We start from the raw sequence: 10039 nt of genomic DNA on the forward strand, positions 1-10039 counted from the left end.
TTGTGAAGAACCGGATAGAAAGAGAGGAAAACTGGGAGCCACTCGCTTATCTCCCTCATATAAATTCCTCCGCCCAGAGAGCCGGAACTGAGTTAAACATTCTTCTCAACAAAATAAGATCTGATATCGGGAGATCCATTCTCTCCGGCCTGATCCCTAACCTAAGATAAGCCTCTCTTACATCCTTGCATGAGGGCCTCGTGATCCAAGACACCATCCTCTCGCACTCCTCAGCCAGCCACACGAGATGGGACAAGAAGGCAGCTGCCTCCCTGCTGAGCTTATCCACATCATTTACAGCGTTAAGTGCAGTTTCAGCTGCAACCTCAAGTGCCCATGCTTCCCCCTTCAGCCCTCTTCTCACCAGATCCTCCCACTCCTCTTGAGATTTAATTCTGAACATCCAGCTCATCTCAGCTAATACACAAGAATCTATAAATATTCACTTTTTCAGCTATTGCGCTGAAGCACGCTAGATCTCTACTAAAGTTTATAGGCAAGCTGTACAACAATACAAGTATGGCAGTGATTACAGTCAGAGTGGACAATGAGACAAGAAGAATGATGAAGGAGATCAAAATCAACTGGAGCGAGTTCATCAGGGAGGCTATAACAAGAAAGATAGAGGAAGAGAAGAGAAAGAACATAGCAAAAGCTGTTCTGATAAATTAAAAGTTGAGGAGGAGCAAGGGTGAGCCCAGCGCTGAGGAGATCATCAGGATGTCCCGGGAAGCAGTATATCAGGACATTGAATGAAAAAGAGCAATGTCATTTTTCGATAAGAATAAAAAATTAACTATTGATGAAGCTTGTTGATGAAAGGCGGTCAGCTGATGTCTTCTGTCTCTCTGGCTTTGAATGCTGATGTTGAGCCCAAGAGCATCACTTTTGAATGCACGTAACTGTGTTCATGAGCAGAGCTCCACCCCTTCTGAGAACTCCGTTCTGCCTATGTGCTAGTACCTCCCGAACTTCACAGGAATTGAGAAAACCTCCATGTCATATACCTCATCCTCCGAAATCAAGGAGATTCTCAAATTGAAGCGCGCGTGCATCATTACCTTCACTTCTGCCCTAAAGTTTCAATCAGAAACTCCCTTCTCAAGATATATGCGCTCCTCACAGCTATCCGAATAGGGCCTTATGTGATTGTAGTTTCTCTGGAATACTAAATGGGAATTTAGCTTATGCAGCACATATTTGCAGACAGGCTCTGAGACAATTCTGCAGGAGATCTTTGTGTCCACATTCAATATGAGGGAAAGCTTCAGAATAGGGCATGGATTCCTGCATCTCGTGATGAGCTCGTTTTCATCGAGCTTTACAACCTCAACATCGCTCTTGTTAAGCCTGAGGAAGTCCAGATAGAATAGATCCAGAACTTCTTTCATGGAATTTGCTTTTCTTGGCTTAATAGTCCAGATTAAAGCGTAAATGTAGAATATAGCCTCAGAGAATGCTAGAACAAACCTCTTGAGCCAGCTCACAGATTACTTCTGTGATGTTGCTTAAAAAATTTAACAGTTCGAGGAAATATTCGTAGCGCGCGATTTTATTGCATTAGCTCACAGAAGGTTTTTTTTAAGATTTCTTAATAGAGGCATGCTAATGGCTTCTGAAGAATACGAGAAGAACTTGAGCAAAATAAAAGTCCTGATACTCCTTTTTCTGGATAGCCTTGAGAGAGAGCCCATAAGAGGAAAAAACCTGCAAAAGCAGATATTTCTGCTTTTAAGATATTTCGGAGTGGAGAATGGGGAATTATACTGGCTCGATCGCTATGGCCCATACAGCAAGGTGGATGCTAACCTAGAACAGCTTGCCCTGATGAACCTAGTGCATGTGAATGATGAGATAAGGATTACTGAGGAGGGCAGGAAAGTGGCTGAGAAAATTAAGGGAAAAATGGATGAGAAGAAGCTCAAGTTAATAGATGAAGTAAAAGAATGGTTAAAAGATCTGAACGATGATGAGCTCATGGCATTAATCTGCTTCAGCTTTCCCGAGATGGCTGTTGAATCGAGGGAGCTGGAAAGAATAAGGAGAAAAAGGAGAATGCTTGCTGTTTCTCTCTATGTAAAGGGAAAAGTTAGTTTGGAAAAGGCTGCTGATATAGCTGGAATGAATCTAGTGAATTTTATGAATTTTCTCAGGAGAGGGAAGGTTCCAATAGAGCTCGGCCTGTGAGAAGTTCTTGATGGAAGAGAAGAACATAATTGCATCCTCGATGACAAAAATTTAGTTGAAAACAGCCAAGATCTCTACAGACTAAGCTTTTAAGCTACTCCAGATATTTATCAGGATTCCCATGGAAACTGAACAGGAGAAGAGGATAAAGGAACCGTATTTAAGCTTGCTCAGAAAGCTGACCTCTGTCCTGCTGGAAAATCTGGGGGAAAACTGATATCGGTGGTTGTTTATGGTTCCGTGGCCAGAGATGAGGCAAGGAAGGATAGCGATATAGACCTGCTGATAATAGCCAGAGATCTCCCAAAAAGGAGGTTAAAAAGACAGGATCTCTTCATTGAATTCGAAAAAAGCCTGAATATAGAGGAGATTGAGGCTAAGGGGTATAGAATTGACTTCTCCCCTATTCTCATGACCCAGGAGGAGGCCTTAAAGATGAGGCCTCTCTATCTCGATATGGTGGAGGATGCTGTTATCTTCTTCGATAGAGATGGTTTCTTCTCAGGAATACTGGAAAAATTAAGGAAAAGACTTAATGAACTGGGAGCTGAGAGAGTTAGGCTGGGAAAGAAGTGGTACTGGAGGTTAAAGAGGGATTATAAGTTCGGGGAGGTGATAGAGATCTGAACAACATTAGGATTCTCCTACCACCTCGGAAATAATTATAAGTAGGAATTCCTTAAGAAGTTAGTATGAAGGAGATCTGGAGGATACTTGTTGCTATGGTACTTTTTATCGCTGTTCTGATACTACCCGCTCTTGTCCACAAACTTTCCTATATACCGCATTTCGAGGTGAAGAGCGTCCGTCTGGTGAATGATTATGGAATCCCATCCTTTAGGATATCCTTTAATACAAGTGATTACCCGATTTATTTCTACCTTCTCACACCAGAGGGCGAGAGAATAGATTTTTTAGATGTGATTGGGCCAATGGCCAACCCTGACAATGCGATAGACCTACATCTTATCCCTTGCTGTAATTACACAAATATAATCGGACCCAAGAAATATGTTATAAAGGCTTATTATGAGAATAAAGAGCTATGGAGCAGTGTTTTTGAGGTGAAGGGAGCGAAGGCAAACCTTAAGATAGCAGATGTCGAGTTCAATGCATCATCCGAATTATCCCTGAGGAGAATAACCCTTGAGATTAAGAACGAGGGGGATGTCTCTCTCCGCCTAGAAGATCTTAAGCTTTATCTGGACTATTCGTGTGAGCCTTTTGCTATCTCACCATCAACTCCAGCTCATGATGATATACTTTCAGTCCCTCCCGGGAACAGCTCTAGAGTAAACATACACCTCTCTTCTTTCATAAGCAGCAAGCACCTTGATGAAGAACATAGAATAGTTGTGATGCTTCCGAGGATAGCGGAGGCATCCTACATCATAAAGCCCCTCAAGCCCGAGCTGAGGATAAGGAGTGTGGGTGTAAGACAGTCTCCTGAAGGATTGTATATGGACAACATCACACTAACTATATTAAATACATGGAACTATCCGATAAACATTAAGTGGCTTGAGTTATATGTCAACGGGAAGCCTGCCTCCTACTGGATACCCTCTGCCACTATGATAAATCCAGGGGAAGAGAGAAATCTGACTTTGTACATCTCTTCCATGAGAACCCAATTGCCTGTGATGGTGAGCGCAAAACTGGGAGGAGTTGAAGTCTTTTATCTATATAAGGGATGAGAGAACTTCTCGTTCAGCAGCTATTCTTATTAATTTAAGTTTCTTCTTTCTTTCAAAATAAACCTGTATGACGAAGTAAGTCCATTTACTGGGGGATATATTTATATTTTAGGGGAAAAGAGAGTAATTGATGGGATAAGGATGGCATATGTGGTTAAGGCAGATGACAGGGGGAGAATAAAGCTGCCAAAAGATATTGTATCCCCCGGGGATAGAATTTTAGTCATACCCGCTGGAAGAAGAATTGTACTGATAAAAATACCTCCGAAACCGGTTGAAATAAGCTCCTCATGGCTGAAAACTGAGAAGGACAAAAAAGAGCTAAGAGCTCTGGCTGAATCTCGTGCAATTGAGGAGGCTGAGATAAAGCTGAGGAGGAGGGATCTTGCTGGTGGAGACTGATTTTAGCTCATGTAAAGTTGTGAGAATTTCGCAGATTTCAATGAGTTTTGCTTGGTCAGCAAACTTTCCATTTATTTTAGATATCATGATAAAAATTTAAATAGGAAATCCACATACTTTTAACAGGTGGTGCGGTTGTTAACCCCTGATTTGATGAAGAGGGCTGAGATTCTCAGTTCCTTTGTAAGATTTCTTGATGAAGCTGGGTTCAGGCTAGACCTTGAGGACTTTGACTCAAGGTTAAAGTTGCAAAAATATGTATTTTTAGCTAGAAAATTTGGTCTTGACCTAGGTTATAACTTCTCCAATTACATCAGGGGGCCTTATTCACCTGATCTAGCCCACGATTACTATGATTTACCTGAGGTTAAGGAAATAAAAATTCCGGATAGCTTTGACAAAGAGGGATTTCTCGAATTAATAAAGGGAAAGGATGTGGCTTGGCTTGAGGCCGCAGCAACAATATTGATGATTTACGAGGATACCAAAGACTTAGACTGGGCCATTGAGAGAACAGCTGAGCTGAAGCCGTGGATATCAAAGGAAAGGATGGAGGAGATACTGAAGGATCTGAAAAAAGCTGGATTAATCTAAATATTTCGTTAAATTCAGCTTTTCTCTCCTCTTTCCTTCTTCTCTCAGCTCCTTATCAACCTCTGTGAGCACCTTGGATTCTATGAGAGTTTTATCTGTTGTCACAAGCGCAACAGAGTCACTATCCGAAAGAGCACATGCTGCTATCTGACAATCAGAGAATCTCATCAGATTACTCTCTTGGCTATCTCTATTGCGATTTCATTCGCTTCCTTTCTTGCAGGGATGTACTCAAGCTCCAGATCGTGAAAGATATCCCATAGAGCTACAGTACATTCAATAAAATCCTGCTTGTCATATCTCTCCAGCAGCTTCAATAATGTCTCTCCCAACGCCTCAGAGGATACCACCACACTTACCTCCGGATTTTTCTTCTCCTCTTTCAGCCTATACAGAAGTCTATTTCCATATTTTACCTCGTCTTTTTCGGGCTTTCCTTGAAGCTTTAAAGCTACTTTGGCATGAATACAGCAGATCAATGCAGAGGCATCCAAGTGAATTCGCTGCCTTTTTTCAGCCATTGAAAGCTCGACTCTTCCCCTAATTTAAATTTTTCTTCCTTTCAAAGTACACATGTACTTCGGGCTGAAGATAAGATCTCGGTAGCTAATTTTTGCCTCTTTCCAGTCTATGGAAGCTCTCCCTTATCTATCAGCTCTATCATCGGTATTGCCCTCTTTATTGCCTCATCTATCCAAGAGTAGCTGTTTGGCTTGTTGCTGACTATAAGAAGGTAGTGAAGCTCAAAGTAATCTCCTTTCTTCAGCATCCTTATCTCATCTCCGAGCATGTGTATCTCTATGTTGTCCACATTGGGGCAGTTGCAGACAGTTGGATGAGCTTTTTGAGATGACCTAACAAGAATAAGGGCAGGAGATCCTCTAACATCGCTGGAAAGGGGATTTATAAGAGCTATCCATCCATAGATCCCGAGGGTATATTCCTTAAGCGCATGCCCCGTCACGCCATGCATATCATATGTTATCAACCCCTTTTCCGTTTTCGAAACAGCTGTTGCATAGTAATCCGGATCGTTCATGAGCTCAACCCATATGGCTCCAACCGGATCTGGGATATCCCTAAGCACGGTTAGATTTGTCTTCACATATCTGTAGAGAAACTCGTCATCCGCCCAGATGTAGTGGACAGCTGTTGTGACAAAGTAGTCCCTGAAACCCCACTTCCCGCTGTATGCAACTAATTTTCCGCTGCTTTTCAGAACCTTAAAGTCTATCAGAAATTCACCTTCCGATTCAACCCTGTCAGTAAGCCACTTTCCAGGGCTAAGCATCAGGAACTGGGACCAATGATGCCCAACCCTTCTGCCTCCGGCCAAGGGATAGACATCGGAGTTTCCCTGCCACATATCAGGCTCCAGATAGATCAGCCTGATGTTCTCCGGTAACAGCCTAACTTCATAGTGAGTTGCTCCTGCTTTAAAAAGGTAGAGATCTCTCTTTTCCGTTAGAGCCTCTCTTTGGAGGCCTAGATATGAGGAGAGCTCCTGCAGGTACCTCATTCCTTCCTCTCTGCTTGGCTCTATCTGCGTGTTCTCATGCCACTCGTTGAATGTTGTGATCACCATCATCAGATTGGCATGAGACCTAGCTATTTCCAGCTGTCTCTTAAACCTTTCAGGGCTTCTTGGGAGGGGTATATTTCCTTTCCTCACAGCTCTGTCGTCAAATCCGGGCAAAGCTGATGGTATAAAGCCTTTTCCAATTTTGCTGCAAAGATTGAGCCACTCATCATATTTCTTATCAACATTATATTCAAAGTTGTTCAGTATATCTTGGACGCTCGTGTGCATGTTGTAGGAGGTGACAGCATCATAGTCAGCTATCCTGCTCTCGGATCGGGGATCCTGCCAGTAGACTAGATCCCCTATTAAGTAGACCTTGTCACGGAGATCTCCAAGGGATAGATCCCTGAATATCCTCGAGAGGTAGATCACCACTGCAGGTTTATTATTAATTTTAAGATAGTATGGACTGTTGAAATAAGTTTCCATCAGATAGCTGAGATCGTTCAGAAGAATTTGCCTGTTCCCCTCCATGCTTATCTCTCCATTCTCCACCTTCAGCCTCCCCACCGATTCATAAAGAATTGCAAATTTTATATTCGGTATTAGCGGGTTCTTCAGGAAATGTTCTTTTATCGTTAAGTCCTCGAAGGAGCCGGGTCCCCACCAGCTGATTATGAAGAAGTCGATTCCATGACCGGTTGCCCAATCTATGTGCTTGCTTATGACTATTGGATCTCTTGAGTCGTAAAGGCCGAGAAGAGGTGTGTTCATGTGACCTTCCTGCCAGTGCTTGCTAGGGGAGTACCAAGGATAATAATAAGCCCCCACTAGGATATTGTCCTGCTTTGCCACATTCTCATACTGCCTTATGTAGGGTGTTTTTATCTCTTCTTTCAGAATTCTCCCAGCAGAATCCTCCCCCTCAGCTGATATTATGTACTCCCTTCCTCCCGCCAGATTAGTGAAGTTCACCGAGATCTCCTCTCTTCCTGGCTGCAGATCAACTGATCTGATGCTCTCATTCGGGAAAACTGCTGAGTAATCCTCTTGGCGCATACCATAGCTGCTGATGAAGTAGTCGTACTCAACTGGAATCAGCTTTATTTTCAGCCATTTTAGCTGATTCGCATTCTTCACTTTTATTTCCACCCTTATGTCATATATCTTGTCGTTCACAATTCTGATGGGCTCCCAGCTCAGGGATATCTCAGGATTTTGCGATATATTTGATTGGGCTGTTGGCTTTGGTACCTCAGATGGTCTCAGTGCCTCAGGAAGCTTCATTATTACAATAACAATTATTATCACAGCAGTAATCAAGACTGCTTTCTGGTATGCCCTCAAGACGAACACCCCTTTACTCTGAGGATAAATAATAAAAGGTTTTACGAAAGATACCTCATTACTTATTAATGAAAAATGAAGATGTTCTGTTCGATGTCAACTGCCCTAATGTGCAAGCGATGTTTATATAACAGTATTACTGTGACTAGTGATGAAACTGAGGCTTAAGGTTGGGCCCAAGGGGCAGATAGTCATACCTAAGATACTGCGTGAGAAGTATGGGATTAAGGAGAATGACTACGTTTTAGTCGAGGTTAAGGACAAAGAGCTTGCGATAACGAGAGCTCCAAGCATTGAGGAAACACTGGAGTGGATCAAGCTAAGAAGGAGGAGATTGAAGGCAAAGCAAGCTAATCTAGGTGATCTTGCTGAAGTTGATCTGGAGGAGTTTAATGAAGATATTTGTGGACGTTAGCCTCTTCATCTACTTAAATGTCCCAATGCCTAAAATCTGGTACAGCTCATCGATTCCCTCTAAGAAGGCATTCTAAGCGAACATAAAGTTTTCACAAACCTCCTTGTCCTAAGTGAAGTTCAGCTATCGTCTGCGTTCTTATGATATCCTTTCCCACCTAAATCATAATAAAGTTTAAATCCCACTTAATGACCAAAAACATTAAGGTGGGAAAATGAGCATTGTGGAGCTGGACAGGAAGGGCAGGCTAACCCTGCCGAAGAAGATAAGGGAATCCCTAGGTATAGGGAGAAAGGTCCTTATCATAAATGCTGGTGATCATCTTAAGGTAATTCCACTGCCTTCAGATCCATTTAAGGTGCTTGAGGGAACCCTCAGTCTAAAGAAGTCATTTAAAGAGCTGAGAAAACAGGCTGAGCTCATGGCTGAAGGAGAGGCTAGAGAAGAGAGGTGCTAAAATGCCCCTGATGGAAAACGATGTTATTTTCGCTTATTTGAACAAGCATGATCCCAATCATAATACAGCCAAGAAAATATTTAACAAGCTAAAAAATGGAGAAATCACCGTTGAGATTTCAAGCGTCAGCCTAGTGGAGATGGAGCTGATATACAGAAGCGAGAAGATGGAGGACAAGCTTTTAGAAGACCTTGCTGCGATGGTGGTCCTCCCAAATGTGAAGTATGTCCCTTTAACACCGGATATTGCCGTTGCAAGCGTGTATCTGAGGAAAACACTTAACCTCACCTTCTTTGACTCGCATTATGCAGCCACTGCACTTAGCTTGGATGGAAGGATTATCTCATTCGATCAGGTCTACGAAGGAGTGCCAGGATTAACCCGCATAAAACCCGAAACGGTATAGCCTCCTTCCAGCGGACTTCTCGCTTTTTGTATTATCAGTTGTATCCAAAACAGCTCTATTCGACAAGATCCCTTAACAGCTGCTTAGCTTGTCTGAGAACCTCTTTGCCTCCGCAAGCGAGGACAGAGATTTCGATAAAGCTGGAATAAGGAGGATGTGGCTGTAATTCATTGAATTGTCAGAACTGAGATCTCCTGCTCGCACACGGCAAAAAGGAAAGCCTTCGATGAATTGAGGAAAATCGGTTAGATTGCTATATGAAGGATTCCCAAGAGGCCTTTTACGAAGATCATTATTATCCAAGCGACAAGGGATATAGCTGCTGCTTGGAGCCAGCCAACCTTGAACCACGCTTTCAGTATCCAGACCCAAAGAATAAGGGTTATTATCTTCTCTATTATTCCGAAGGGCGTTAGAGAGAAGATGAAATTAAGCACTTCCTCTATTAAAGACCATATGATAGCCAGTGCCAGCACTGAGATGATGCCCTTCTCTTTCTCCCTTGGAAGGACCATCTTCTGGGCGAGCCATAGGACAAAAGTACTAACTACAAGGGTGATTACGAAGCCCGATATGCCCGGCATATCATGCTAAAGAAGCGCTTATTTATAAAATTTTGCTACACTCCTTGCGTCCTCCATCTAAAAAACCGGCGACCTAAGGCAATTCTACTCCTTACAGATAAAGTACTTGAGGGAACTTTCAATCTAAAGAAGCTGTTCAGAAATTAAGAAAGTAGGTCGAGCTCTAATCAGAGGAGAGGTTTGGGAAAAGAGAAGCTGAAATGCCTTTGTTTGATAGCTTCTTTATAACTGTATATCAAACTCTTGAAGAGATGGTTATCAGGACTTTAGAACTAATACCTGATCAGAAATAGTAGAGCATAAAAGTATCCTTGTACTGCATTTTAGGGGATTCTATGACAGTTGTCTGGATTGTCAAGGCAGTGAAGAAGTGGTGCGAGGAGCATGGAGATCTGGATTGTTATGATGAAGCTAGCAGAAGATTTGGA

The 10039-nt window shown here is 42.6% G+C and carries 14 protein-coding genes and 1 pseudogene; 9 read left to right on the top strand and 6 right to left on the bottom strand.

Going from position 1 to position 10039, the window contains the following annotated elements; genetic code table 11:
* Positions 1-55: 55 nt before the first annotated feature.
* Entirely contained in the window at positions 56-412 is a 357-nt protein-coding gene (locus D6D85_RS12205) for a hypothetical protein (RefSeq protein ID WP_125672321.1), read from the bottom strand.
* 107 nt (positions 413-519) lie between these two features.
* On the opposite strand from D6D85_RS12205, the gene D6D85_RS16460 reads away from it, so the two are divergent.
* A complete protein-coding gene (locus D6D85_RS16460) occupies positions 520-672 on the top strand; it encodes a hypothetical protein (protein WP_161969858.1) in 153 nt (50 codons plus the stop codon).
* Between the two features lie 410 nt (positions 673-1082).
* Here the strand turns inward: D6D85_RS16460 and D6D85_RS12210 are convergent, their stop codons facing one another.
* Positions 1083-1487: a hypothetical protein gene (locus D6D85_RS12210; RefSeq protein WP_125672322.1), complete on the bottom strand. Its 405-nt coding sequence runs from the start codon at positions 1485-1487 to the stop codon at positions 1083-1085.
* Between the two features lie 121 nt (positions 1488-1608).
* Here D6D85_RS12210 and D6D85_RS12215 point away from each other — a divergent pair, with 121 nt between their 5' ends.
* The 5 genes and pseudogenes from D6D85_RS12215 to D6D85_RS12235 all read left to right on the top strand — a co-directional run bounded on the left by D6D85_RS12215 (position 1609) and on the right by D6D85_RS12235 (position 4880).
* Complete coding sequence (locus D6D85_RS12215) at positions 1609-2187, top strand: UPF0175 family protein (RefSeq protein ID WP_161969859.1); 579 nt, start codon at positions 1609-1611, stop codon at positions 2185-2187.
* Between the two features lie 145 nt (positions 2188-2332).
* Positions 2333-2814, top strand: a pseudogene (locus D6D85_RS12220) (nucleotidyltransferase domain-containing protein).
* Between the two features lie 65 nt (positions 2815-2879).
* Positions 2880-3884 (top strand): hypothetical protein, encoded by a 1005-nt coding sequence (locus D6D85_RS12225; RefSeq protein ID WP_125672324.1) that lies wholly within the window; start codon positions 2880-2882, stop codon positions 3882-3884.
* A gap of 141 nt (positions 3885-4025) precedes the next feature.
* The gene (locus D6D85_RS12230) at positions 4026-4286 is read left to right on the top strand and encodes a VapB-type antitoxin (protein WP_125672325.1); all 261 of its coding nucleotides are present in this window, start codon (positions 4026-4028) and stop codon (positions 4284-4286) included.
* Positions 4287-4439: 153 nt separating this feature from the next.
* Positions 4440-4880 (top strand): hypothetical protein, encoded by a 441-nt coding sequence (locus D6D85_RS12235; protein WP_125672326.1) that lies wholly within the window; start codon positions 4440-4442, stop codon positions 4878-4880.
* Here the strand turns inward: D6D85_RS12235 and D6D85_RS16465 are convergent.
* The 3 genes from D6D85_RS16465 to D6D85_RS12245 form a co-directional block, all read right to left on the bottom strand.
* Positions 4872-5048, bottom strand: coding sequence for a hypothetical protein (locus D6D85_RS16465; protein ID WP_161969860.1), 177 nt, complete (start codon positions 5046-5048; stop codon positions 4872-4874). The genes D6D85_RS12235 and D6D85_RS16465 overlap by 9 nt on opposite strands.
* The gene (locus tag D6D85_RS12240; protein ID WP_125672327.1) at positions 5048-5401 is read right to left on the bottom strand and encodes a hypothetical protein; all 354 of its coding nucleotides are present in this window, start codon (positions 5399-5401) and stop codon (positions 5048-5050) included. The genes D6D85_RS16465 and D6D85_RS12240 overlap by 1 nt, the downstream gene beginning before the upstream one ends.
* A gap of 107 nt (positions 5402-5508) precedes the next feature.
* Entirely contained in the window at positions 5509-7749 is a 2241-nt protein-coding gene (locus D6D85_RS12245) for a glycoside hydrolase family 99-like domain-containing protein (RefSeq protein WP_125672328.1), read from the bottom strand.
* 151 nt (positions 7750-7900) lie between these two features.
* Here D6D85_RS12245 and D6D85_RS12250 point away from each other — a divergent pair, with 151 nt between their 5' ends.
* From D6D85_RS12250 to D6D85_RS12260, 3 genes are all read left to right on the top strand, one after another.
* Positions 7901-8164: an AbrB/MazE/SpoVT family DNA-binding domain-containing protein gene (locus tag D6D85_RS12250; protein ID WP_237558847.1), complete on the top strand. Its 264-nt coding sequence runs from the start codon at positions 7901-7903 to the stop codon at positions 8162-8164.
* Between the two features lie 214 nt (positions 8165-8378).
* Positions 8379-8621, top strand: coding sequence for a hypothetical protein (locus D6D85_RS12255; protein ID WP_125672330.1), 243 nt, complete (start codon positions 8379-8381; stop codon positions 8619-8621).
* A 1-nt stretch (position 8622) separates the two neighbouring features.
* Positions 8623-9027 (top strand): type II toxin-antitoxin system VapC family toxin, encoded by a 405-nt coding sequence (locus tag D6D85_RS12260; protein WP_125672331.1) that lies wholly within the window; start codon positions 8623-8625, stop codon positions 9025-9027.
* Positions 9028-9272: 245 nt separating this feature from the next.
* Here the strand turns inward: D6D85_RS12260 and D6D85_RS12265 are convergent, their stop codons facing one another.
* Positions 9273-9611: a hypothetical protein gene (locus D6D85_RS12265; RefSeq protein ID WP_125672332.1), complete on the bottom strand. Its 339-nt coding sequence runs from the start codon at positions 9609-9611 to the stop codon at positions 9273-9275.
* Positions 9612-10039 lie beyond the last annotated feature (428 nt).

Source organism: Candidatus Methanodesulfokora washburnensis (assembly GCF_003947435.1).
GTDB lineage: Archaea > Korarchaeota > Korarchaeia > Korarchaeales > Korarchaeaceae > Methanodesulfokora > Methanodesulfokora washburnensis.